Origin of the sequence: Arcticibacter sp. MXS-1 (genome assembly GCF_041902385.1) — a bacterium.
GTDB lineage: Bacteria > Bacteroidota > Bacteroidia > Sphingobacteriales > Sphingobacteriaceae > Arcticibacter.
In genome coordinates this window covers 4,473,344-4,497,116 of the sequence record NZ_CP169244.1, presented here as the reverse complement: position 1 = coordinate 4,497,116, position 23,773 = coordinate 4,473,344, and the positions used below count along the sequence as shown (strand labels likewise).

Annotated in this window: 29 protein-coding genes; 10 read left to right on the top strand and 19 right to left on the bottom strand. The window is 46.3% G+C overall.

What is annotated here, in order from left to right; translation table 11 throughout:
* Positions 1–11: 11 nt before the first annotated feature.
* The 4 genes from ACES2C_RS19545 to purU all read right to left on the bottom strand — a co-directional run bounded on the left by ACES2C_RS19545 (position 12) and on the right by purU (position 2,775).
* Complete coding sequence (locus ACES2C_RS19545; RefSeq protein WP_374164734.1) at positions 12–581, bottom strand: hypothetical protein; 570 nt, start codon at positions 579–581, stop codon at positions 12–14.
* Complete coding sequence (locus tag ACES2C_RS19540; RefSeq protein ID WP_374164733.1) at positions 578–1,195, bottom strand: hypothetical protein; 618 nt, start codon at positions 1,193–1,195, stop codon at positions 578–580. The genes ACES2C_RS19545 and ACES2C_RS19540 overlap by 4 nt, the downstream gene beginning before the upstream one ends.
* A gap of 60 nt (positions 1,196–1,255) precedes the next feature.
* Positions 1,256–1,870, bottom strand: coding sequence for a hypothetical protein (locus ACES2C_RS19535; protein ID WP_374164732.1), 615 nt, complete (start codon positions 1,868–1,870; stop codon positions 1,256–1,258).
* A gap of 65 nt (positions 1,871–1,935) precedes the next feature.
* A complete protein-coding gene (purU, locus tag ACES2C_RS19530; protein WP_374164731.1) occupies positions 1,936–2,775 on the bottom strand; it encodes a formyltetrahydrofolate deformylase in 840 nt (279 codons plus the stop codon).
* Between the two features lie 123 nt (positions 2,776–2,898).
* Here purU and ACES2C_RS19525 point away from each other — a divergent pair, with 123 nt between their 5' ends.
* Together ACES2C_RS19525 and ACES2C_RS19520 are read left to right on the top strand one after the other, a co-directional pair.
* The gene (locus tag ACES2C_RS19525; RefSeq protein ID WP_374164730.1) at positions 2,899–3,237 is read left to right on the top strand and encodes a hypothetical protein; all 339 of its coding nucleotides are present in this window, start codon (positions 2,899–2,901) and stop codon (positions 3,235–3,237) included.
* Between the two features lie 82 nt (positions 3,238–3,319).
* Positions 3,320–3,598, top strand: coding sequence for a hypothetical protein (locus ACES2C_RS19520; protein ID WP_374164729.1), 279 nt, complete (start codon positions 3,320–3,322; stop codon positions 3,596–3,598).
* A gap of 51 nt (positions 3,599–3,649) precedes the next feature.
* Here the strand turns inward: ACES2C_RS19520 and ACES2C_RS19515 are convergent, their stop codons facing one another.
* The 5 genes from ACES2C_RS19515 to trpS all read right to left on the bottom strand — a co-directional run bounded on the left by ACES2C_RS19515 (position 3,650) and on the right by trpS (position 7,856).
* Entirely contained in the window at positions 3,650–4,966 is a 1,317-nt protein-coding gene (locus ACES2C_RS19515; RefSeq protein ID WP_374164728.1) for a peptidoglycan DD-metalloendopeptidase family protein, read from the bottom strand.
* A gap of 130 nt (positions 4,967–5,096) precedes the next feature.
* The gene (locus tag ACES2C_RS19510; RefSeq protein ID WP_374164727.1) at positions 5,097–5,291 is read right to left on the bottom strand and encodes a hypothetical protein; all 195 of its coding nucleotides are present in this window, start codon (positions 5,289–5,291) and stop codon (positions 5,097–5,099) included.
* 23 nt (positions 5,292–5,314) lie between these two features.
* The gene (gene kdsB, locus ACES2C_RS19505; protein WP_374164726.1) at positions 5,315–6,154 is read right to left on the bottom strand and encodes a 3-deoxy-manno-octulosonate cytidylyltransferase; all 840 of its coding nucleotides are present in this window, start codon (positions 6,152–6,154) and stop codon (positions 5,315–5,317) included.
* A 41-nt stretch (positions 6,155–6,195) separates the two neighbouring features.
* The gene (locus tag ACES2C_RS19500) at positions 6,196–6,846 is read right to left on the bottom strand and encodes a deoxynucleoside kinase (RefSeq protein ID WP_374166992.1); all 651 of its coding nucleotides are present in this window, start codon (positions 6,844–6,846) and stop codon (positions 6,196–6,198) included.
* Between the two features lie 14 nt (positions 6,847–6,860).
* Positions 6,861–7,856 (bottom strand): tryptophan--tRNA ligase, encoded by a 996-nt coding sequence (gene trpS, locus ACES2C_RS19495; protein WP_374164725.1) that lies wholly within the window; start codon positions 7,854–7,856, stop codon positions 6,861–6,863.
* Positions 7,857–7,896: 40 nt separating this feature from the next.
* Here trpS and ACES2C_RS19490 point away from each other — a divergent pair, with 40 nt between their 5' ends.
* The 6 genes from ACES2C_RS19490 (at position 7,897) to ACES2C_RS19465 (ending at position 11,416) form a co-directional block, all read left to right on the top strand.
* A complete protein-coding gene (locus ACES2C_RS19490; RefSeq protein ID WP_374164724.1) occupies positions 7,897–8,634 on the top strand; it encodes a lysophospholipid acyltransferase family protein in 738 nt (245 codons plus the stop codon).
* Positions 8,624–8,923 carry an Asp-tRNA(Asn)/Glu-tRNA(Gln) amidotransferase subunit GatC gene (gene gatC, locus ACES2C_RS19485; protein WP_374164723.1) on the top strand — a complete coding sequence of 100 codons (300 nt, stop codon included), beginning with the start codon at positions 8,624–8,626 and terminating at the stop codon, positions 8,921–8,923. The genes ACES2C_RS19490 and gatC overlap by 11 nt, the downstream gene beginning before the upstream one ends.
* Before the next feature lie 35 nt (positions 8,924–8,958).
* Positions 8,959–9,720: an ABC transporter ATP-binding protein gene (locus ACES2C_RS19480; RefSeq protein ID WP_374164722.1), complete on the top strand. Its 762-nt coding sequence runs from the start codon at positions 8,959–8,961 to the stop codon at positions 9,718–9,720.
* Between the two features lie 142 nt (positions 9,721–9,862).
* A complete protein-coding gene (locus ACES2C_RS19475; RefSeq protein WP_374164721.1) occupies positions 9,863–10,411 on the top strand; it encodes a cob(I)yrinic acid a,c-diamide adenosyltransferase in 549 nt (182 codons plus the stop codon).
* An 85-nt stretch (positions 10,412–10,496) separates the two neighbouring features.
* Positions 10,497–10,718 carry a DUF2795 domain-containing protein gene (locus ACES2C_RS19470; protein ID WP_002996718.1) on the top strand — a complete coding sequence of 74 codons (222 nt, stop codon included), beginning with the start codon at positions 10,497–10,499 and terminating at the stop codon, positions 10,716–10,718.
* Between the two features lie 545 nt (positions 10,719–11,263).
* The gene (locus ACES2C_RS19465; RefSeq protein WP_374164720.1) at positions 11,264–11,416 is read left to right on the top strand and encodes a lmo0937 family membrane protein; all 153 of its coding nucleotides are present in this window, start codon (positions 11,264–11,266) and stop codon (positions 11,414–11,416) included.
* A 56-nt stretch (positions 11,417–11,472) separates the two neighbouring features.
* Here the strand turns inward: ACES2C_RS19465 and ACES2C_RS19460 are convergent, their stop codons facing one another.
* Complete coding sequence (locus ACES2C_RS19460) at positions 11,473–12,147, bottom strand: 2-C-methyl-D-erythritol 4-phosphate cytidylyltransferase (RefSeq protein ID WP_374164719.1); 675 nt, start codon at positions 12,145–12,147, stop codon at positions 11,473–11,475.
* A 20-nt stretch (positions 12,148–12,167) separates the two neighbouring features.
* Complete coding sequence (gene queA / locus ACES2C_RS19455; protein ID WP_374164718.1) at positions 12,168–13,217, bottom strand: tRNA preQ1(34) S-adenosylmethionine ribosyltransferase-isomerase QueA; 1,050 nt, start codon at positions 13,215–13,217, stop codon at positions 12,168–12,170.
* A gap of 188 nt (positions 13,218–13,405) precedes the next feature.
* On the opposite strand from queA, the gene ACES2C_RS19450 reads away from it, so the two are divergent.
* Positions 13,406–14,653 (top strand): ABC transporter permease, encoded by a 1,248-nt coding sequence (locus ACES2C_RS19450; protein WP_374164717.1) that lies wholly within the window; start codon positions 13,406–13,408, stop codon positions 14,651–14,653.
* A 49-nt stretch (positions 14,654–14,702) separates the two neighbouring features.
* On the opposite strand, the gene ACES2C_RS19445 is transcribed toward ACES2C_RS19450, so the two are convergent.
* The 7 genes from ACES2C_RS19445 to ACES2C_RS19415 form a co-directional block, all read right to left on the bottom strand.
* Positions 14,703–15,500 (bottom strand): bifunctional heptose 7-phosphate kinase/heptose 1-phosphate adenyltransferase, encoded by a 798-nt coding sequence (locus ACES2C_RS19445; protein WP_374166991.1) that lies wholly within the window; start codon positions 15,498–15,500, stop codon positions 14,703–14,705.
* 2 nt (positions 15,501–15,502) lie between these two features.
* Positions 15,503–15,676, bottom strand: a complete 174-nt coding sequence (locus ACES2C_RS19440; protein WP_374164716.1) for a hypothetical protein — start codon at positions 15,674–15,676, stop codon at positions 15,503–15,505.
* Positions 15,673–16,869, bottom strand: coding sequence for a pyridoxal phosphate-dependent aminotransferase (locus ACES2C_RS19435; RefSeq protein WP_374164715.1), 1,197 nt, complete (start codon positions 16,867–16,869; stop codon positions 15,673–15,675). Before ACES2C_RS19435 ends, ACES2C_RS19440 begins: the two co-directional genes overlap by 4 nt.
* Before the next feature lie 74 nt (positions 16,870–16,943).
* Positions 16,944–17,537, bottom strand: a complete 594-nt coding sequence (gene bioD, locus ACES2C_RS19430; protein WP_374164714.1) for a dethiobiotin synthase — start codon at positions 17,535–17,537, stop codon at positions 16,944–16,946.
* The gene (locus tag ACES2C_RS19425; RefSeq protein ID WP_374164713.1) at positions 17,534–18,658 is read right to left on the bottom strand and encodes an aminotransferase class I/II-fold pyridoxal phosphate-dependent enzyme; all 1,125 of its coding nucleotides are present in this window, start codon (positions 18,656–18,658) and stop codon (positions 17,534–17,536) included. The genes bioD and ACES2C_RS19425 overlap by 4 nt, the downstream gene beginning before the upstream one ends.
* A 76-nt stretch (positions 18,659–18,734) precedes the next feature.
* On the bottom strand, positions 18,735–19,124 hold the full coding sequence (locus ACES2C_RS19420) for a hypothetical protein (protein WP_374164712.1): 390 nt from the start codon (positions 19,122–19,124) through the stop codon (positions 18,735–18,737).
* Between the two features lie 50 nt (positions 19,125–19,174).
* Entirely contained in the window at positions 19,175–19,951 is a 777-nt protein-coding gene (locus ACES2C_RS19415; RefSeq protein WP_374164711.1) for an XRE family transcriptional regulator, read from the bottom strand.
* A gap of 89 nt (positions 19,952–20,040) precedes the next feature.
* Between ACES2C_RS19415 and ACES2C_RS19410 the strand changes: the two genes are divergently transcribed.
* Positions 20,041–20,385, top strand: coding sequence for a GIY-YIG nuclease family protein (locus ACES2C_RS19410; protein ID WP_374164710.1), 345 nt, complete (start codon positions 20,041–20,043; stop codon positions 20,383–20,385).
* 26 nt (positions 20,386–20,411) lie between these two features.
* Here the strand turns inward: ACES2C_RS19410 and ACES2C_RS19405 are convergent, their stop codons facing one another.
* Positions 20,412–23,645, bottom strand: coding sequence for a DPP IV N-terminal domain-containing protein (locus tag ACES2C_RS19405; protein WP_374164709.1), 3,234 nt, complete (start codon positions 23,643–23,645; stop codon positions 20,412–20,414).
* Positions 23,646–23,773: the final 128 nt, after the last annotated feature.

Below are 23,773 nucleotides of genomic sequence, written 5' to 3'. Positions count from 1 at the left end.
CGCTAATATACTTATTCGATTTCAAGGATCTCCCGCGCCAGGCGAATCATTTTTTCCTCACCCGTATATTTTCCTTTTTCGTCCGACAATTTTACAACCGGAACCCAAGGGTGGTTCTCTGGCAATGCTTCGGTCATCTTGATCACGATATTAAGCGGTTTGAGACCTACGTCATTCGTGAAGTCGGTACCGATACCGAAAGACATGCCGATCTTGCCTTTGCAGAACTCCGTGATCCTGGCCACTTTCTCGTAGTTAAGAGCGTCAGAAAAGATAATGGTTTTAGATAGCGGATCTATTCCGAGCTTTTTATAGTGATCAATTGTTTTCTGAGCGAAGACCAGAGGGTCGCCACTATCGTGCCGTACGCCATCGAACAGTTTGGAAAATTTCTTGTCGAACTGCTCGAAGAAAATATCGGTCGTATAGGTATCTGCCAGTGCGATGCCGAGATCTCCGCGATAGACATTCGTCCAGTGTTCCAGGCCAAGGGAGTTTGCCATCTTGAACCCGTATTTCGCGGCATGAAACATAAACCACTCGTGAGCGTGAGTGCCAATGGGCTTGGTATTGTATTTCATTGCCAGATGGACGTTGCTGGTACCAACAAAGGTGTTGCCGCCATATTTTTTAAAGCCTCAACCACCAGACTATGGACCGCATAGGAATGACGTCTTCTGGTACCAAATTCGGCAATCGTTACGCCAAGCCCTGCATATTTTTCTATTTTCTCTTTATTGATCTCTGTGATCTGTTCGTTCGTAATATGCTGCATGTGATTGAGCTTATAGTAGAGCTCGCAGATCATTGACATTAAGGGAACCTCCCAAAGGATGGTGCGATACCAATACCCATCTACACTGACATGAAGGTCCGGGCCGTTTTGCTCAATTTTTACCTCCTCAGGATTGTAGCAATAGCCCTGAAGGAAGTCCAGGTAGACAGGATCCAGGTACGGGCACGTTGCTGCCAGGTATTCCTTTTCATCTCTCGACAATTTCAGGCTTGCCATGGCGTCCACAGCCTCCCGTAAGGCAGCAGCAAATCCATCAGGATATTCATGTTTGCCCCGGTTAATGAATTGATAGCGCGCCTTTGCATGGGGAAAAAGTTTAATTACCCCGTGCTGCATGGTGAACTTGTAAAAATCGTTGTCGAGTATGGATGGTAAAAGGGCTTTGCCTGTTTCTTTCATGAAATTGTTAAGTGAATTCTCCTGCAAGGAGGATCGTATACGTGTTATAAATTTGAATTTTTAATCTTTTTCTACCAGACCTTCTACCAGACTTTTCCATTGCGCCTTTGAAAAACCCAGCATAGCTCCTATAGCCACGAAAGCATTCCGCACTTTGTCGGCCAGATTCTCTGTCTCCGTATTGGGGTTCTCGTTCCTGCCGTGTACAGATGCGAAGATCTTGGTGCCTTCTCTTCGGACGACAAATGTACTGCTTGCTTTGTCATCAAAAAAGTGAGATACTTCGGTGCTGGCATTTTGAGGATTTGCAGAGGGGATGACATGTATAGCTATTGACTCATCATCTGTCGTTGAATTACCGGTCTCTTCAATCCGATGGACCCTCACCCAGTCGTTGCCCTCTCCGCTATCTGAACCCGGACCGGGGATGTCGATCTTGAAATAATCACCTTCCTCCACCGGGCGGCTCACTTCCTTTCCTGCGCTGTCAATGAGCTTAAAGTCAGAAGGAATCACTTTACTGACCTGTCTCCAGTTCTTAACATTCAGGAGTCTTTCCCTGACGACCTGGTAATGCTTTAGTGCGGCTTCTCTGCTTTCAAGGGAAACGGAAGATTCGGTGTCTGTTTGAATGCCCTCTTCTTGTTCGGGGATGATCTTTTTTTCTTCTGCCATTTTCTTCTGCTTTAGATTCTCTAATAAGCAGTATTGGAAAAAGAAAGTTTTAGGAATTAGCGCTCCTATTCAAAAATGATCGTCTTGTTGCCAGTAATGAAGACGCGGTCTTCGAACACAAGCTGCAAGGCCCGGCTTAATACCGCCTTTTCAATCTCTTTGCCTGCTTTTATCATCTCTGTAACGCCAAAGGTGTGATTCACCGGAATGATGCGCTGAACGATGATAGGTCCCTCGTCAAGATCACAGGTCACGAAGTGTGCCGTTGCTCCAATGAGTTTGACTCCTCTTTCAAATGCCTGACGGTAGGGACTTGCGCCAACAAATGCAGGCAGGAACGAATGGTGTATGTTGATGATCCGGCCTTTATACCTGTCGACAAATGCCGGGGAAAGGATCCTCATAAACTTTGCGAGAACGACATAGTCAGGAGCGTACTGAGCAATAACATCCTGCAGCTCTTCTTCAAACTGTGTTTTTGATTTTCCCTCGTGGCTAACGTGATGAAAGGGGATGTCAAACTTTTCCGTAAAGTCCTGCAGCTTGTTGTAGTTGCCTGCTACGCAGCAAACCTTTGCTCCCAGGGTGTTGAACTGGTTGCGCACCAGTGTATCGGCCAGGCAATGATATTCTTTTGTAACCAGTACGGCGATCCTTTTTTCAGTTCTGGGGTTAATCGTAATGCTTGCCGGCTGAGGCAATGCCTGTTGCAGTGTGCTGTATAAACCGGCTTCATCGAATTCTTCGCCTGCACATTCTATTCTGGCAAAAAAACAGTTGGCGGCCTCATCAACAAATTCTCTCATCGCGGTGATATTCAGCCGGTAGTTAGCGAGAACTTGTGAAATCTTTGCTACCAGGCCTACCTCATCTTTACACTCGATGAGTACAAGTGTTTTAATCATGGTATAAAGATATATTTTCTGTCTATGATACTACGACCGATTTCCTTGCGTACACAAAATTTAGTGTTGAAAAACAGTTGCCGGGAATTGGTTGTTAGAAGTGAGTTATTAAAAGTTTTAATTATGAAAAGAATTATTTATACACTTTCACTTACCGGGGCATTAATGCTGGGTGCAGGAATGCAGGATTTGCGGGCTGAAGGCCTGTTTGAAAAAGATGCACCTAAAAAAGAAATAGCTTTAACAGAAGAGCAAAAGGAACAGCGTCTGGAGGCGATCAAAAATCGTGTTGAAGAGATTAAAGCAATGGATAAGTCGCACCTGAGCCGCCAGGAACGCAAAGAGCTTCGGAAGGAATTGAAGGAGATGAAGGAACAGGCCAGAGTAATGACAGGCGGCGGGGTGTACCTCTCCGTTGGTGCAATTATCATTATCATCCTGGTACTGATCCTTATCCTGTAAGCACGAAAAAATATTAAAACTATCTTTCCTGCTTGCTGTTTAGAGTAAGTCACGTTAATCATCTTACCAGAAAGACAAGGCTATGAGCTCATCAAACCAAACTCACGACCATGAAAAGATCAAGCAATGGGCGGAGGAACGCGGAGGAGTCCCCGCTAAAGTAAAAAACACCGGAAAAGACGACGATGAAGGTGTATTGCGAATCCACTTCCCCGAGCACAGCGATAATGATGATCGCTTCGAGGAAATAGAGTGGGATGACTTCTTTGATAATTTTGAGAAGAACAAGCTTGATTTTCTTTATCAGGACAAAAAGGCCGATGGAGAAGTCAGCACTTTTCACAAGTTCGTCCAGCGCTAATTTAAGTGGTGAATAGACCTAAGAAGCCGCCCTCCGGGCGGCTTTTCCTTTTTAGGACGACGTGATCCACCCGCTGTAGCTCTCTCCTTCAACGAACAGGAAGCTTCCCGAAGTGCCCAGTACTTTAACTGTTTCTCCTTGTTTCAGCACTGTTTTTCTAGGAGCCGTAAGATCGGGTCTGTCAAGCAGGGGACGATCTCCTGCTATCTTCAGTTCTCTCAGGGGAGAAGTAGCCGGTTTAAGCACGCTGCCTTTTATGAATCCCATGCTGCCATCGGGCTGCAGAACCTTGTACCAGGATGCTGTTCCTCCGATAATTTCAACCAGAGAGCCTCCGGCCACTTTTATTCCTCCGGACGATTGGAGTTGCAGGTCTGTAATCAATATCGCATTGTTCGCGCTCCTCATAGAACGGCCCATGTTGGAGGCAGAAACCTTTACTTCTGCTGGCTTACGACTGTCTTTGGAAATAAAGGGGTACGGATCTACTGCTCCCGACGAGGTGTAAATTCCAAAATGCAAATGGGGCGATCCGCCCCGTGCATTGCCTGTGGTACCCACCAGGCCAATCGTATCTCCTGCATTGACCTGTCTGCCATCACTGACAAGCTGGTCGTCCAGATGGGCGTAATAGAGGTTGTAATCCTTGCCCTCGGGACGCAGAAAGACCACTTTTCCTCCCAGTTTGTTGGTGGTAACCCGTGTAATGGTGCCTTTAGCCGCAGCGATTGCAGGCGTTCTGAAGGGGGCAAAGATGTCTACTCCCTCGTGTTTGCGGGCTCCGGCATCACGTGCCGCTCCCCAGAAGCTCTGTGCCTTCCCGTCCCTGACGGGAAAGGCAAGGCTGGGACCTGTAGTAATAGACAGCTCATACTGACCGGAGCGAAGGAGTTCTGACTGGACCCTGAGAATGTAACGACCGGACTTTTCTATTTCGTGCTCAAAACCGGAAGCGCCGGTGTCGGCGTATGCAAGCAGTTTTTTATTGCTGCTGTTGCGTTCTTCCCATAGGTCAACATAGACACTAAAGTCTTTAACAGGCTGCCTTTGGAATGAGATAAAGACCTTCTGGCCCTGCCTCGCTTCAAAGCTGATTGCACTTGCTCTGGCCTGATCGGCAGGAAAGTAGCCTGTCTCTTTGTAGGAGATAGTGACTTTCAAAGGGTTGAGGAGGCTTTTCTCTGCAGCTGCTACCCATTCGCGGCCTAACGCTGTGTTTTCGAGGCCTGCATTCAATAGCATCTGCCTGTATTTTTCATGCGGACTTGCTTTGCCAAATATGCCTCCCGGGCCTGATATTTTGCAGGAGCTTGCCAGTAAGCAGAGTACGACTAATACGCATGCGGTGGGCGCTTTCATTGTTTTCATAGATCTCGTTTGTATTGCTATGTAACATGAAGCGGGGCAGAAATGTTGAAGGCAGGTTCAGACTGTTTAAACTAATAGGGGGATGATCTTTCCGGTCATCCCCCTATTAGCGAACTGATTTAGTAACGTCTTAAGTTACATTCACGTTCCAGGCCATTCCATTCGCGCCCTTTATCTGCTGGGCCAGAAGAATGACTTTCCGATCATTAACTGACATCTCTCTGCGGAATACCGACTGCATTGAGGTTGTAGGGTCTGGTAATTCCTTAATGAACAAATTGATCGTACTGTTAAGATCGCTTAGGCTAGTTTTCTTTCCGGGCATATTGTTATGTAGATTTTAGTGATCTAACAACATGCCTGACTTAACATTGTTTTAATATTCCATGCTTTTTTTAGGTCAATTTTAGCCCCCGTTTTGAGAATATTTGTCAGGTCCTCAGGAGTATCAACGGCCTTTGTTTCTATATCTGTTACCGCAACTTTAATGCGGTAGCCGTTCTCAATCCATCTCAGCTGTTCGAGTGATTCAGCCCGTTCAAGCGATGAAATGGGCAGCTTTGTAATTGCTTTTAATGTATCGAGCCGATAGCCGTAGATGCCTATATGTTTGAAGTAAGTGTGATGCTGCAGCCACTCTTCATTCTCTTTCCCTCTCAAATACGGGATAGGAGACCGGCTGAAATAGATCGCTTCCGAGTCCCTGTTTAATATCACTTTGGGTGAGTTGGGGTTATTCAGCTCTTCCGGTGATTCTATCTTTTTGACAAGGGTAGCCAATGCAGTTGAAGGGTCGGCAAAACAGCTTGCCAGCAGGTCTATCTGCCTGTTATCAATATAAGGCTCATCGCCCTGGATGTTGATGATAACGTCAAATCCCGGAAGTTTCATCGCAGCTTCAGCACAACGGTCCGTTCCGCTCTGGTGCGTGTCGGCTGTCAGGATCGCCCGGCCTCCAAATTCGTGTACATGCAGAAGGATGCGCTCATCGTCAGTAGCTACCACCAGCTCATCGAGCTTTGCTGATTCTTTGGCTCTTTCGTATACTCTTTGAATCATGCTTTTGCCTTTGATGTCTGCAAGTGGTTTACCGGGGAAGCGGGTAGAGGCAAAGCGGGCAGGAATGAGGCCGAGGATGCGAACCGCAGTGCTGTCTTCTTTGCCTGTGGAATGAACAGATTTTTCCATATATAATTCGTTCTAATTGGTCATAGTGTGGCAGGCCGAACTCAAAACAGCCCGTACAGCTCGCGCTCAATGCTGTCGATAATAAGGCCGAGATCTTCGGGATTGTTGGCAAAGTCCAGTTTGTCCTTGTCAAGGATCAGCAGTTTCCCTTCTTTATATCCGTCGATCCATTTTTTGTATTTATCGTTCAGCTTCGACAGATAGTCTAATCTTATGCCGGCTTCGTAGTCCCTTCCGCGGCGCTGTATGTTATTTACAAGGGTTGGGACAGAGGCCTTTAAATAAATGAGAAGATCGGGAGCCTTAATAAAAGACGTCATATTGTCGAATATGGCCCGATAGTTTTCATAATCCCGGGTAGTCATCAATCCCATTTCGTGGAGGTTCTCAGCAAAGATGTATGCATCTTCATAGATCGTTCGGTCCTGAATAATGTCCTTTTCCTGTTTTTGGATCTCCTTGATCTGGTTAAACCGGCTGTTCAAAAAGTAGATCTGGAGGTTGAAGCTCCACCGCTTCATGTCACTATAGAAATCCTCGAGATACGGATTGTTATCAACCGCCTCAAAATGGGGCTCCCAGTTTAAGTGTTTTGATAGCAGTTCTGTTAATGTTGTTTTTCCGGCTCCGATATTTCCTACAATGGCAATGTGCATCTTCTCTGATAAATTTCTGTCTGTTTCTAATTCAATGTTGATGGTCGCTGTTAAAAACGCTTGAATCCGATGATCTTTCTTACTTCTTCCAGCGTTTTGGAGGCACTGGCGCGCGCTTTTTCTGCACCCAGTTTTGAAACCTTTCTCAGGTAGTCGGAGTTGGAAGCGATGTCGTTAATACGCTCCCTTAGGGGATTAGTTGCCACAATCATGTCTTCAGCAAGCTGCTTTTTAAAGTCTCCGTACCTGATCTGGCACTTGTTGTATAACTCGTCAAAATGGCTGTAGGTGTCAGCAGACGAAACGATTTTCATGAGATCAAACAGGTTTTGGATGGCGTCAGGCTTGGCCTGATTCTCTTCAGTAGGGCCTCCGTCTGTTACTGCGCGCATTACCTTTTTCCGGATCACCTCCGGCGTATCCGAAAGAAAGACTGCGTTGCCTTCTCCTTCTGATTTACCCATCTTGCCTTTTCCATCAAGTCCGGGTACTTTTACCAGTTTCTCAGAGAACGTAAAGGCATAAGGCTCGGGAAAATACTCAACATTGTACATCCGGTTAAAGCGGTTCCCAAAAGTTCTCGCCATTTCCAGATGTTGCTCCTGATCCTTACCTACGGGTACTTTTGTGGCCTTATGGATGATGATGTCGGCCGCCATCAGAACAGGGTAGGTAAGGAGCCCTGCGTTAACATTATCGGGTTGAGATCTTACTTTATCTTTAAAAGATGTGCTCCGTTCAAGCTCGCCCAGGTAGGCGTTCATGTTCAGGTACAGGTATAGCTCCGAAATTTCCGGAATGTCAGACTGTACGTAGATCGTAGCTTTCTCAGGATCAATACCTGCTGCCAGGTATTCTACCAGCACATGCTTTACATTCCCATGCAGATCGGCTGGAGTAGGATGTGTGGTGAGAGAGTGAAGGTCTGCAATGAAAAAATAGCAATTATACTCGTTTTGCATTTTTACGAAGTTGGTAACCGCTCCGTAGTAGTTGCCTAAGTGTAGTTTTCCGGTACTGCGAATACCGCTTACGACTGTTTCCATAACTGGACGAAAGTAAGGATTTTTTATATTTTTGGCCTGAATGAAAAGATTTTTAAAGGGTTTGCATCGCTACCTTTATCTTGGAACTGTGGTGTTCTTTTTCTTTTTACTTTATCCTTTGCTCTACTATTTTTCCAGGAAACCAGAAAGATACGCAAGGCTTAATGTGCTGCGCCGCCTACTTGGCTTTGTAAGTTCGGCCGCTGCTGGCCTTTTTTATAGCTACACATTCAGCGAGGAAATCGACTGGTCACGTCGTTACATCATTTGCGCTAACCATACTTCCAGTCTGGATATCACAGCAGTGACGCTGCTCGTGAGGGGGAATTTCGCTTTCATTGGTAAGGAAGAGCTTTTACACAATCCAGTAACAGGCCTCTTTTTTAAAACGATTGACATTCCTGTGGACCGCAAAAGTCGTATGTCGTCATTCAGAGCTTTTAAAAAGGCAGATGAGTATTTGCAAAAGGGTATGAGCGTCGTTATCTTCCCCGAGGGGAAGATCCCCGACGATTATCCTCCCAGGCTGAGCGACTTTAAGAGCGGCCCCTTCCGGCTGGCAATTGAGCACCAGATCCCCATTATTCCGGTCACAATCAGGGACACATGGCGAAAGATGTGGGATGACGGCTCTTTATTAGGAAGTAAGCCGGGAATTAGTCATATTTACGTACATTCGAGGGTTGAAACGCAAGGTCTTACGCTGGACGATGCTGACGAACTGAGCGGAAGAATTTTTTCGATTATTAAGGAAGGTTTAACAGAGAATGAAACTTGATAAGAATACTGTTGCTAAAATAGCCCACCTGGCGCGGCTGGAAGTGAATGAGAGCGAGGAGCAGTCCCTATTGAAGGATATGAATAACATATTGAGCTTCATGGAGAAACTGAATGAACTTGACACCACAGGAGTTGAACCGCTTATCTACATGACCGATGAGGTTAACGTGTTCAGAGAAGATGTGGTAAGGCAGGATATTTCAGTTGAGGAGGCTTTGCTTAACGCTCCCATGGCCGACGAATCATTCTTCAAAGTCGCCAAGGTGATCGATAAACCCACCGCGTAATTGTAACATACCTTATCTTGGCGAATCTAACGTTTATGCAAGAGAGTCCACTTATCACCATTACAGATCTGGGCAGGAAGTATGTGATCGGAGCAGAAGTAATTCATGCCTTAAAATCGGTATCCCTCAATATTTCCAAAGGCGAATTTGTTGCCCTGATGGGACCATCGGGGTCAGGCAAATCAACGCTGATGAACATTTTAGGATGCCTCGATACTCCTACTAAGGGAGAGTACATATTAAATGGCATCAAGGTAAGTGAGATGAGCGACAACGAACTGGCAATGGTGAGGAACAAGGAGATTGGATTCGTGTTTCAGACATTCAACCTGCTGCCAAGGTCTACTTCTCTCGACAATGTCGCGCTGCCGCTTATTTATGCGGGGGTGGGAAGGAGTGAACGTGAAGAGAGAGCCCGTGTGGCCCTGACTAATGTGGGCCTGGGAAATCGCATCGATCACAAACCCAACGAGCTGTCGGGAGGACAACGTCAGCGTGTAGCCGTTGCCCGTGCTTTAATAAACAACCCCTCTATCATTCTGGCAGATGAGCCCACCGGGAATCTTGATACAAAAACCTCGGTTGAGATCATGGGATTGCTCGAAGAGATCCACTCTAAGGGAAACACGATCATTTTGGTTACCCATGAGGAGGACATAGCCCAGCATGCCCACCGTATAGTGAGAATGAGAGATGGCTTGATTGAAAACGACTACCCTAACGAGCACGTGAAGCTGGTCTCACCGAGACTGATGGAGATGAGAGAGAAGGGCGCCGACTTTGAGGGAATTGAATAACTGAAGCCGGAAATTCACATTTATCTTTTTTTCAACACTCTGCTGGGAAACGCGCAAATAGTGTTTCCTTAGGATTTGATATCTACACGTATCGGGAGTTGCGGCATGCCGGTGAAAAATGCTGATACGGCAAAGGAGCTTTATGAAAATTTACACTAAGACAGGAGATAAGGGATATACATCACTCATCGGCGGAACACGCGTTCCGAAATATAATTTGCGAATTGAAGCATACGGGACAGTAGACGAGCTGAACTCCTATATCGGTCTTATTAAGGATCACGATATCGAGGAGGATCAGCGCACCGTGTTGTTGCGGGTTCAGGAATGCCTTTTTGTGGTTGGGGCGATTCTTGCATCAGACCCTGAAAAGTCACGAATGAAGCTGCCGGAAATGGGGCAGGCGGATATCGACCTGCTTGAGCAGGAGATTGACAAGATGGACGATATCCTTCCTCCTTTACGACATTTTGTATTGCCAGGCGGTGCTCCTGCAGTATCTTTTTGTCATGTTGCCCGGTGCATTTGCCGCCGGGCAGAGCGAATTACTGTACATTTGGCAGAGGTAAGCAGTGTACCTGAACCTATTTTGGTTTATCTCAACCGCCTCAGCGATTATCTCTTCGTCTTGGCACGAAAAGTGTGTGCAGACAAGCAGATTGAAGAGATTAAATGGGTGCCGCAGGCTTAATCTTTTTCTAAAATTTTATTTTAAAAGCTAGTTGTTTTTATTTATACTTTTGCGGAAATTAAAAAAAATATAAATTCTAAGAAATATGTATTGGACGTTAGAATTAGCATCGCACCTGGAGGACGCTCCATGGCCTGCAACTAAAGATGAGTTGATAGATTATGCCATTCGCTCAGGAGCTCCTGTTGAGGTGATTGAAAACTTACAGGCGCTGGAGGATGACGGGGAGCCTTACGAGAATATTGAGGAGATATGGCCGGATTATCCGACAAAAGACGACTTCTTCTTCAACGAAGATGAATATTAAAAGCCCTGCCTCACCAGGGCTTTTTTTGAAGGTGTCTTATTGGGGGCGTTAATTTTTACAAATGGCCTCGATGAGATCGCTTCTTTAATTCTAAACGCTATCAACTCCCTTCATTCCTGTTGTTGATCCGGTCATAAAAACATTTTCTTTAAGTCCTTCACTGTCCCCTCTACGATGAGATTGGCGGTGCGAGAGTCTCCGGCCTGCTTTCGCCTCCATTACCCCCTGCGCCTGGGAAGCTTGGTTAGTGAACGTTTCCTTGCCCTACACGGTTAAGGAAGAACCTGCAGTTTGACAGCCTTCCCCCGGAAGCTTAACCGGCGAAGGCCTTTGCCTGGAACCGCTTTTGGTTTACCGGACTAATTCAATGCTCTTCACAAGATCTCGATGAGATCGTGCATTTTCATCCAGGTTTAACCGTGTGATTCACGAATCTTTTTCTTGTAGATTAACTGCATAAGGATAATTTTTAATATTTCCAAACAAATTAGAGCGTTTTATTATTCTAATGATATAAACTAAGTCTATAACGAAAACATAAAGCTATGGGAAATCTACTTTATTTGATCGCAGTTATCCTGGTAATTATCTGGGCTGTGAGTTTCTTAGGAGGGTACGCCACTGGCGGAATCATTCACATTTTGTTAGTGATCGCAGTTATTGCAGTATTGTTAAGAGTAATACGCGGAGCCGCTTAAGAGCGCTTGACAACGTTGATAAAAGAGATGCGGTTCCATTCAGGGCCGCATCTCTTTTATTTTAGTCCCCCGAGAAAAAGGGATGCCACCTGTAAATCTTCAGGAAAGGTAATTTTGATGTTTTTATAGTCCCCCTGCGTTAAGGAGATGATGTAGCCGGCATGCTCTACCACACTGGCATCGTCGGTGAAGTGAGTGGAATAATCTTCCGTGTACGCTTTTTTAAGGACATCGGCGCGGAAAACCTGCGGAGTTTGTACAATTACTATCTCATCGCGCCGTATCGCTCTTGAGTGCCCTTCGGTTGTGCGTTGTCGCAAGGAGTCGCGACTTTCAACTGTTGGAATTACAGCCCCCTTTGATTCGGCTTCCCTGAAGCATCTTTCTATGAGTTCAGCCGATACGACCGGCCGTACCGCATCATGCACCGCTACAATAGAGCCGACCTCGATGTCAGCAAGGGCATTCCTCACCGAGTGAAACCGTTCTTGTCCTCCTGGTACAAGCCGCACTGGTAACTGAAAATTGTGTTGGTTACAGAGCTCGTTCCAGGTCTGAAAATGAGCAGGGTTTAGAACCAGAATGATTTCCGGACGGAGGGCTGAATGGAAGAAGGCTTCGATGGTGTGCATCAGGATAGGGCGCCCAAGCAGTGGCATAAACTGCTTGGGTACCTCTGCCTTCATTCTGTTTCCCGATCCTCCGGCAACAATTACGGCATAGTATTTCATTTTGAAAGATACAGAAGCTATTAGATGATCAGCATCGCATCTCCGTAGCTATAAAAGCGGTATTTTTCTTTTACTGCTATCTCATAGGCATTCATCACGTTTTCATACCCTCCGAAAGCACAGATCATCATGAGTAAAGTTGATTCCGGCGTGTGGAAGTTGGTAATCATCGTATTTGCGATACTGAAATCGTAAGGAGGGAATATGAACTTGCTTGTCCAGTCGTTTGCAGCCTTCAAGGTTTTGCTTGCCGAAACAGCTGATTCAACAGCGCGCATACAGGTGGTGCCCACAGCGCATATTCTGCGTTTGTTTTCAATCCCCCGGTTCACGATATCAGCAGCCCTCTGATCAATGATGAACTGCTCTGAATCCATTTTGTGTTTGGTGAGATCTTCTACCTCAACCGGTCTGAAAGTGCCCAGGCCGACATGCAGGGTGATCTCGGCAAATTCAACGCCCTTTAGTTCCAGCCTTTTCATTAACTCCCTGCTGAAGTGGAGACCTGCAGTGGGAGCAGCAACGGCACCTTCATGCTTTGCAAAAATAGTTTGGTAGCGCTCTTTGTCCTCAGCGGTTGCCTTTCTCTTGATGTATTTAGGAAGCGGAGTTTCGCCGAGGATCTCGATGTTTCTTCTGAATTCTTCATCCGTTCCGTCGAACAGGAACCGGATGGTGCGGCCTCTGGAGGTGGTATTGTCTACCACTTCTGCCACCAGCAGGTCATCATCTCCAAAATATAGCTTGTTGCCAACTCTGATCTTACGAGCAGGGTCGACAAGAACGTCCCATAAGCGTAGTTCTTTATTAAGTTCGCGAAGCAGGAACACCTCTATAGTGGCACCGGTTTTTTCCTTATTGCCATACATCCTGGCCGGGAAAACCTTTGTATTGTTGAGGATCATGACGTCCTTATCGTTAAAGTAGTCAAGAACGTCCTTAAATATTTTGTGTTCTATAGCTCCCGTGTTTCGGTCAAGTACCATTAAGCGTGCCTCGTCTCGCTGATCTGACGGACTGTGAGCAATCAAAGAATCTGGTAAATTGAATTTGAACTGGGATAGTTTCATATATGTAAAAAATAATTAGGGCGCAAAGTTAGCGAAAATTAATTCTAATACCTTATCTTCCCGCTGTTTGTTTTGTAGATATTATTATTGCTAAAAGGATAAGGAGGGGCCAAAAGTGCGTGCCGACTTTTCAACTGTTAGGTTATCTTACTGCTGTAACATTTAGAAATCTGTAAAGTCTTAGAAATATGTTAGGTCTCAGACTCACCTTCGAAAGCTTCCGTTTCGCATTTTCGTCGCTTCACCAGAACAGGTTGCGGTCCTTTTTATCACTCGTGGGCATAACGATTGGTATCATGACGATTATCGGTGTTTTTTCGGCCGTTGACACCTTCAGGAGCAAGCTCCAGGGAAGTGTAGATAAGCTGGGAAGTAATACGATCTATATTCAGAAATGGCCCTGGCAATTTGGAGGCGACTATGCCTGGTGGAAATATGTAAACCGGCCGAATCCTACACTTCGCGATTTCAGGAAGGTTCAGGAGAGATCGGTCACAGCAGAAGCTGTTGCCTACCTTGTTTATGCAGGGAACCGTACTATTAAGTATGGTAATAACGTGGTTGAAGGAGCGCAGATCTCGGCTGTTACGCATGATTACTATAAGACCTGGAATTTTGAACTGGAAGATGGAAGGTATTTTTCTGAGTCGGAGTCGAGGATCGGCACGGCCGTCACCGTCATCGGTCATACTGTTGCGGAAGGCTTATTCCCGAACCAGGTTGCCGTGGGGAGAATGATTAACGTGATGGGACGGAAGGTGACTGTAATCGGCGTTTTTAAGGAGGAAGGGGAAGACATGCTGGGCACCTCGGCAGACAAGACTGTCCTGCTTCCTTTGTTTTTCGCGAGGAACCTGATCGATATACAGGATGAACAATACGGTCCGGAGATTGCGGTTAAGGGCAGAAGTGGTGTTCCGGTGGAGGAGGTGGAAAGTGAGCTGAGGGGCGTGATGCGTTCAGTTCGTCGTTTGAGCCCGACTCAGGAAGATAATTTCGCTTTGAATAAGTCAACCATTCTCACTGCCGGCCTTGATGAGATGTTTGGTGTGATCAACACGGCGGGTGGGGCAATTGGAATCTTTTCTATTCTGGTAGGAGGGTTCGGTATCGCAAATATCATGTTCGTGTCGGTTCGTGAGCGCACCAATATCATCGGTATTCAAAAGTCTTTAGGCGCCAAAAATTACTTTATTCTTTTGCAGTTTCTGACCGAGGCGGTCCTTCTCTGTCTCATGGGCGGAGCAATTGGACTAGGGGTAGTCTATCTGCTCGCGCTGATCTTTAAGCTCACGATCGATCTTAATATTGTGGTGGACTCAGGAAAGGTAGTCTTGATGTTTGTTCTATCGACAATGATCGGACTAGTGTCGGGTATCATACCTGCTTTTATGGCATCGAGGCTTGATCCGGTGGAGGCCATAAGGAGCAAGTAGAAGTAGTGCCTGCACGGCGGAATGCCTTTACAGACACTACTTTTTATGGTCAGACTTTATGCGATTCGTCCAGCAATCGTTCCTTGTCGATCGAGACTACTCCCACGTGTTCACAGACAAGACCGCCGGCGAGATTGGCTACAGCTGCTGTCTTAAATTCATCTAGTCCGGCTGCCAGACAAAGAGCGGCGGTAGCAATGACTGTATCGCCTGCGCCCGATACATCGGCAATTTTCCTGATGTGTGCAGGAATGATCTTCTGGCCGCTTTCTGAGAGCATGAATACTCCGAGTTCCGATAATGTCACCATAACCAGGTCGCATTCCAGCTTTTTTTGAAGAGTTTCTGCAGCTTTCTCCAGATCACCTTTTTTTGAGGTGTCTATATCAATTTTTAAGCCTTCTCTCAGTTCCTTGAGATTGGGTTTAAAGAGGGTGACCCCCTTGTAGTACAAAAAGTTGCGCTTTTTGGGGTCAACCACCGTAATGATCCCTCTGCTTTTCGCTTCAGCAACCACCTCAGCGATAAGATGCCGGGAGATCACACCTTTGTCGTAATCTTCGAAAATGATCGCGTCAATAGAATGAGTAGCTATTACGGTGCGGATCTTGTTGAGCAGGCTTTTTGTGTCGTCAGCCGCAAGTTCCTCGTCTTTTTCAGCATCTATGCGAAGCATTTGCTGGTTGTGCCCGATCACCCGTGTTTTAACTGTAGTAGGGCGGTTGTCTAGCCGAACGAGTCCGTCAACGGCAAGGCCCTGATCTTGCATCAGCTTAATGAAGGCGTCGCCTTCCCGATCATTGCCGATTACGGCACAGATGACAGGTGAGGCGCCGAGCGACTGCACGTTCAATGCAACGTTTGCTGCTCCTCCAAGTCGGTTCTCTCTTTTTTTACAGATATTACTGGTACAGGAGCCTCCGGGGAAATGCGATCAACGCTTCCCCAGAGGTATGAATCCATCATAACATCCCCGATAATTAAAATATTCAGGTTGTTAAAACGGCCGAATGTTTCTTTCATTTTAGATCTGCTAGTGCTCTTTTAATGCGTGATGCAGCCTCTATTAACTTCTCTTCTGAGGCGGCATACGAAATGCGCATGGATTTAGGGTCGCCAAATGCGTCTCCGCTAACCACCGCAACGTGTCCTTTATTTAATATGTAGAGGGCCAGGTCATCTGAGTTTTCGATGGTCTCGCCTTCGGGAGTCGTTTTTCCGAAGAATGAACTGACATCAGGGAAGAAGTAAAACGCGCCGCCCGGAAGATTTACCTTCAGGCCGGGAATCTCCTTCAGAAGCTGGTACACCAGGTCCCTTCTCTTTAAAAAGACCTTTTGCATTTCTACAACGCTTTCCAAACCGCCGCTGTAGGCCTCTAAACCGGCTCTCTGCGTTACTGAGCAGGTTCCTGAGGTCATCTGACTTTGCAGCTTGTCAAAGGCATTCGCGATTTCCTTACTACTTGCTGAGAAGCCAAGCCGCCACCCGGTCATTGCGTATGCTTTTGAAAGTCCGTTAATAATAATAACGCGGTCTTTTACGCTTTCAAATTCAGCAATAGATGTATGACTGCCTATGAAGTTAATGTGTTCGTAAATCTCGTCAGATATAATGTAGATGTCGGGGTATTTTTCGAATACTTTTACCAGTGCCGCCAGCTCATCGCGTGTGTATACGGTGCCTGTGGGATTGTTAGGCGACGAAAACATAAACAGTTTGGTCCTGGGTGTTATAGCTGCTTCAAGCTCCTCAGGCGTAATCTTAAAGTCACTTTCGAGTGTTGTATCAATAAAGACCGACTTTCCTTCGCCCAGTTTGACAAGTTCGGAGTAGGATACCCAGTAGGGGGTGGGGATGATCACTTCATCGCCCGGATTAACAAGACATAGAATTGCGTTTGTCAGGGACTGCTTAGCTCCTGTGGAAACCACGATCTGGTCGAAGTTATAATCGAGGTTGTTCTCGCGCTTCAGCTTTCCGGCAATTGCTTTTCTCAGGTCGGGATATCCTGCCACCGGAGAGTAATACGACCAGTTGTCGTCAATTGCTTTCTTTGCTGCATCCTTAACGAAGTCCGGAGTGTAAAAGTCAGTTTCCCCAAGGCTTAAACTGATCACGTCAACTCCTTTTGCTGCTAATTCTCTTCCGAGTTTTGCCATTTTAATGGTGGCAGACTCAGCCAGGTTGTTAATTCGGTTCGATAAAATACTCATAATGGCAAATATATATTAAGAATTCAAAAATCAGGCTCTTAACTTTGAATTGATGTAGAGGAATGCATCTCAAATTAACAATGCCTTAAAATAAAAGCCCTGTCGACGTGGTCGGTGAGAGGTATTGTTTCAAACTTTATGTCGCCTGCGAAATTCCTGATCGCCTTTTCCGAGTACAGGTCATTTTCGCCCAGAATTACAATAGATGAAACCGGAATGCCGCGTTGCTGAAGGATGGAAAGACTAAGTAAGGTATGGTTGATACTGCCAAGGTAATGTCTGACCACGAGCACTACCTCAGCTTCAAACTTTTGGATCAGATCTATGATGAAGTGCTTGTCGTTAAGAGGCACCATTAAGCCTCCCGCGCCCTCAATGACAAGTTGATTAGGGGTCTCCGGTACTTTAATATTATTGAGGTCAATGCTGATGCCGTCGAGTTCTGCCGATTTGTGCGGCGAGAAGGGCTGCGTTAGCCGGTAAGCTTCCGGGTGAAAGACAGTAGCCGGATTGGTCACCAGTCTTTTCACAGTTTGTGTGTCTGAATTGTCGAGGTCTCCGGACTGAATAGGTTTCCAATAGTCTGCTTTTAGTCTCTCGACAAGGATTGCGGAAACGACAGTTTTTCCAATGCCGGTGTCGATAGCTGTCACAAAGATGGGTCTCATAATAGGGTCTGTACTAGTTGAGAAAGGGTATTTATTTCGGTGTCGTGGTTGAATAAATGCAGGCAGATCCTGAGTCGCTCGTTGCCTTGCTGCACAGTTGGATGAAGTATTGCTTTGACGTTGAATCCTTCATTGCGGATGTGCTCCGCTGCTTGCCTTACCCTTTGATTCCCGGGGAGGATTAAACTTTGGATGGGGGAGTCGGAGGGAAGGAAGAAGTGGCTGAAGGAGCTGACGGATTTTTTAAACGTGCGGATCTTTTCGTGGACGGCTGGCTGAAAATTGCCATTCTGCAATCGCTCGTAGCATCGCTTTACGGTAAGATGGGCAATTGCAGGGGCGGCGGTACTATAAATGAAAGATCGGGCGTAATTGATTAAGAAGCTCCTTAGTTTACTGCTGCCCAGAACTGCGGCGCCATGCGCCCCGAGTGATTTACCAAAGGTAACTACCCGGGCAAACACCCTGTTTTCTAATTCCAACTGGCATACCAGACCGCGACCCTGAGCACCGAAGATGCCCACTGCATGAGCTTCGTCCACGATTACGCTTGCTCCAAATTTCTCAGCCAGTTGCACGATTTCAGTAAGCGGGGCCTGGTCTCCATCCATCGAGTACACACTTTCAACTGCAACAACGGTATTGCCCTTTGATGCTTTAAGCTTATTTTCCAGGCTTTCGAGATCATTGTGTTTAAAGGTGTAGCGGAACGCGTTACTCAGTCTCGCTCCGTCAATAATGGAAGCATGTGCAAGTTCATCGGCTATGATCGTGTCGCCTCGTTGTACGATTGAAGAGAAAAGTCCGACATTGGCATCGTAGCCAGAGTTAAACAGCAATGCCGACTCCGCGTAATGAAAGCCAGCAATGTCTTTTTCCAGTTGCTCAGTAAAATCGTCGTTTCCCGAGATGAGCCTGGAGCCGGTAGAGCCCAGCGTGTACTCCTCGTGAGCAAGAGCTATTTCAAGAACTTCGGACCGCAAAGCCGGGCAGCGCGCAAAGCCCAGGTAGTCGTTGGAATAGAAATCGACCCGATCCTTGTCAGTACTCAGTGATCTGATCGACTGGTCTGTCTCTCTTTTAGCTAAGCGGTCACTGATTTGCTGTTCTAGTTTTCCCATGTCATTCTCGCTGGCACAAAAATAAAAAAGGCAGCCAATATGCCGCCTTGTAATCTCACCCCGGTTAACAGAACCTTTATCGTCTGGAGGGACCTCCCTGTCCTTCACGCCGGAAATTTCTTCTTTCCTCTACCCACTGTTCATATTTTTTCTTTTGATCGTCGGTCAGGTATACCATCAGCTTTTTATCGTTTTCCTTCTGTAACTCCTGCATTTTGGTCCACATGGCCTGCCGGTCCTGACCGGCACTTCGGGCAGCGCTCATCAGGCTGTCTCTTTTCTGGGCCTGCGCGAGCACCACAGTATAAATCTTAGCCTTTTGGTCTGCAGTAAGGCTTAATTGCTTTTCGAGCATGTCTACCTGCCTGTTTGCCCTGTCTTCAGGACTGCGTTGTTGTCTCGGTTGGGCTCTGCTTACTGATACTGCGAAGAGTAGCAGGACGATAAATAAAAGCGGATTTTTCATTTTGTATTCGTTTCTTAGTTAGAACGGGCGCCGCAGAAAAGGTTTAATTCTTAATTTTTTCCCTGCTGAAGCTGCGTGATGGATTTCTGCATCTGAGCCATCATTGAGGTTAGACTTTCCATGGTCGGCTCTGGTGTCGGCTCCGGAAAAACGGTAGAAATATAAGCCTTGGCTTTCCAGATCTCCAGAATATCCTCGGCTGAAATTGTGTAGGGCTCGTAAATCACATTGTCCGAGATCAGCTTTATTCCTTTGTTTTCTTTAAACCGGTTGCCTGCCCGCTTGTACACAACACCATCTGATTTAGTTATGAAGACATAGGTCTCGCCTTGTTTCACGTCGGCCCAGCTTTCCAGATACTCACCAATTACAATAGTGCCCGATTGAAGAGGTAGCATGGAGTCGCCTTTTATTTCAAAGGCCCGGTAAGTCCCTTGCTTTAACATGGGAAGGTTGAATTTAGGAAGCTCGCTGATAAACTCAGGATCGGCGTAGCCATTCAGATACCCAGCACTTGCCTTTATAGGAACAAGTTCTATATTTTCCTTGTCGTTCGAATCAACGGAAATGCTCAAAACTCTGATGTTAGAAGCGCTTGCTCTGTCGGCCGGTTTCCACTTCTCATTGATTTTTTCATTGATGAGATCGTCTATGCTTAATTCATAAAAACTTGCGAATTTTTTTAGCAAGTCGTATCTGGGCTCAGCCCTGTCTTCCTCGTATGCTCCTACCAAAGATCTTTTAATCTCCATTAGATCAGCAAATTGCTGCTGAGTAAGGCCTTTGCTCCGGCGTAGGTATCTCAAGTTGCTCGATATATTTCGCATTTTAAATTTTATTTGTATTTACTAATAATGTTAGTATCTTTATGCCAATAAAGTTAGTAAAAAGAAATCAAAGTATAATAGTTTTAGTTATGAAAAGATTTGTATATATAATAACCGATCGTAATCGCAGAACGCTGCACGTAGGAATGAGTGCAGATCTTCTCAAAACAATCAGCTTTTACAGGCAGATGCCAAGCCTCTTTTTTGATGAGCCGGGTCAGCTCAGCCGCCTTGTTTATTTTGAAGAGTTGAGCAATGAGGCTGCTGCTCTTCATCGTTTTAATCTGCTAAGTACGTTTACCCGGCTGCAAAAGGAGAAGCTGATCAGGGACGTAAACCCTGACTGGCTTGACCTGTCACTCGGACTTGATTACGAGGAAATGATTCGTACTGCTGAAGTTCATCGTGTTTCACAAATAAAAAAAGCGGCCTGAAGCCGCTTTTTTTGTCGTAATGTTCCTTACCATCCCGGTGCGAAGGTGAGTCCAAAGACCCCTCCGCTTACATCTTTCCGCGAGAAAGGGATGGCGAAATAGGGTTCCAGAACAAAATAACCAAACATGTTTACCCGGAGCGATACACCTGCACTCATTGCCGGCGCGCGGTCTATCACGTTAGTCGACGTTAAGCCTCCACCAAAGTTTGAATTATAATTTGTGGATGTGCTGTTCTCAACATCTGTGGTCCAATGGATCTTCGAGTTATTATTATAAGCAAGACCGATATCAAAAAACAAGTTAAGATCACTGAAAAGGAATTTGGATGGCAGGGCAGCCAGCTTCTCAGGCCCTGTGAAGGGCAGCCGTACTTCAAAGTTACCTACTGCAATCTTTGATCCGGTAAGCTGGTCGATGTAAGCTGATGCGTTTGTATTACTCCGGTAAAAAGAGTTAGGTTCATAACCACGTATCAGATATGGATATCCGATATATAAAGGATACAAAGCCTGCTGGTCTTTTCCGAATCTCGTATAACTGTATAAGCGTGCGGCTATCGTCACCGGCTTTATTCGGGTGTATTTTCTCAAATCTACCGTCAGAGCCTGAAAGTTATAATCGCCGAAATAGCTTTCAAGGCCAAGTCTGAACCGAAAGCCATTCAGCGGTGCAGCTACGCCGAAGTAGGAGTTGTCGCCAACTAAGGCGGCGTTCAGCTGATAGATAGCAAAAGAGTTAAAGCTGCTCCCATAATAGGCTTGTGCCTCCTGCTTTGACAGCTTTGATTTATCCGAATCGAAGGGATAACTGGAGATACCGATACGTGGAGATCCGTTCGCGTCTAGGACCGGCCTTCCCATATTGTCCCTAACGGAGTCGGCGTAGTAGTATGAGGCCCAGCGATCAATGCGATAGCTGTAGTACGCTGCCCCAACGCCAGTCTCAAATCTCAATATTCTTGAAAACGGATAGGCTGCAAAAAGCTGTGCCTGATCTTCGAAGGTGCGGATGATGTCTGTCCCTTCTGTGTAAATGAAGGGATATTCTCCTTTTGGATTATCCTTGTAGCGGGGGTTAGGGTCGATCTTAGAAACGTAGTATCCTGACACATATGGAATATGCGAAATAGCGGTTCCGTAGTTAATACGGCCCTGCTGGTTGACAAAGGCTACCTGGGCACCGAAATCGTATATTTCGCCATTTACTGCTGCAGTTGCAAAAATTTGATTGCGACCGAGAATATCACTGAAAATGCCCTGGACACCGCTTGAAAGACCTGTGCCGAAACGGCCAACAGAGGCCCCCACTCCGTTACTTGCTAAATAGTCGAGCTTGAATTGCGGCCGATACTTAGCGGGGCTGATCTGGCTGGCGCCGATCTTTTCAAACCGCTCAAAATTTGTAAGGTTGGCATTGACCAGATCAACTCCTGTTTGTCGCGCGGGCGGCAGTGTACCTGCATCGAAATTAACGGCATCAGCAGATACTTTTGACGGCTTAAACTCATCGGGCCGGGCATTGTAGATCGTATATTTTTGTCTCCTGTAGTAGGAGTAAAGCACGTCATCATTTGCTGACAAACTAAGTGCCGGCGAGTATTCCGTAATACCGCTTATCCCTGTAAAGTAGTTTGTAAGTTGCTCGATCTGGCCGTTGCCAAGAGTATAACGGTACAGGTTCCTGAACCCATCCCTGTTAGACAGGAAGTAGATTTGTTCTCCGGAAGAAGAAAACTGAGGATTCATATTATTGGCGCCCTTAAAGACAGGCAGGTTCCGGATGCTTTTGTCACGCAGATCCATCACGGCAAGACTGTAGGATATGTCGACGCCTTTTGCGCTGTCCAGTGTTGTACGGTCACTTGTGAAGACCAGGTAGCGGCCGTCTTTTGAAAAGTTGGGCTGGTAATCCGAATAGCGATCGTTCGTCAGCTGCGTGATCTTCTTTGTCTTAAGATTGAACAGGTACAGATCGCTGTAGCCTTCTTTTAAACCCGTCAGCGCTATTTCCTGTCCGTCGGGAGACCATGCCAGGTTACTGAACTCACGAACATCACCAAGGCCTTCTGTCATTACCACTTTTCCGTTCGATACGTTCACAATGAGCAGCTTATTTCGCCCCTGGCTATAAATTGTGAATGCAAATTGCTTACTATCGGGCGACCAGGCCCCGGCCGACTCAATATAGCTGAATTCGTCGACATGGGTATTCGTCGTTTTACTTGTCAGTTTTCGGACTATTTTTCCTGTTTTCGCATCCGCCAGGAACAGGTCTACGCTGAAGAGTTCTTTTTCTGACAGAAAAGCCACGTATTTACCATCAGGCGAAATGGCTGGAGCGACATTCATTTCGCCGCCGTTTTTATCGTCAATAAGCCTCTTCCCAGTAGGAATTTCTGATGTGTCTTTGAGGAAGGGCTTGTAGGTGTTTTCGATACTCGTTCTCCATAGATTAGACAAGGTTCGTTCATCGTAGCCGAAAGTTCGTCTTATGGCGGCCTGGTAGCCGAATTTTGCAGTAGCTTTAAAGAAAGGAACTATAACCGTGTCTCCATAGGTAGAACCGATGTATGACCAGAATGCCTGCCCGTATCTGTACGGAAAGTAGCGATTGCTCTCTGTGAGGTCTCGTAACGTGGGGATGTCTTTGTTCAGATAAGCGTCGCGCATCCACATTGCAGTGAATGCATCAACCTTGCCAATAGAAAGGTATTCTGCCATCCCTTCGACCATCCAGAGGGGGAGGTTGCCAATGTTTTCGAGGTTGGTTGAATCGCCTTCGATGAGGCTGTGGTATTGAAAAGCGTGCACAAGCTCGTGTCCGAGTACATGTCTGGTCTGGTGATTCAGCTGCATCACCGGCATCACCACACGGTTTTTCATTCCTTCAGTAACACCACCGGTTCCAACACTGATGTCGCCTTGTATTGCTGTTGTTTGCTGGAAGTCTGCGTGGTTATTATAGATAATAAGAGGGTTTCTCCTCGCAAAAGTGTCTCTGAAAACCTGCTGATGAAGATCATACCAGAGTTCACTTTCCTGAAGCAGCTTTTTAACCAGGCTGTCGTTCTTCATGTAAGAATACAACTCAAAGTGCGGAGTCTGGTGCACCTTGAACTTAAGGTTCTTGTATCGCACTTTATTTTGTCCGAAGTACTGTCCGAATGAGGGGGTGACCTGCAGCAGCGAGAGAAGGAAAACCAGGGTGGCGAATAGTAAGAATGACGGCCTTTTTACTCTAAAGTCGAAGTGTTTCATATGGCGGTTAAAGAATGCACTAAAATAACTTTTATTAACTGATTATCATGAGTTAAGCTCACGAAATATACCAGGTACCTGGCAAATGCGAGCAAGCTGAAAAGAAAGGCTACCAAAAGCTCCGTTTG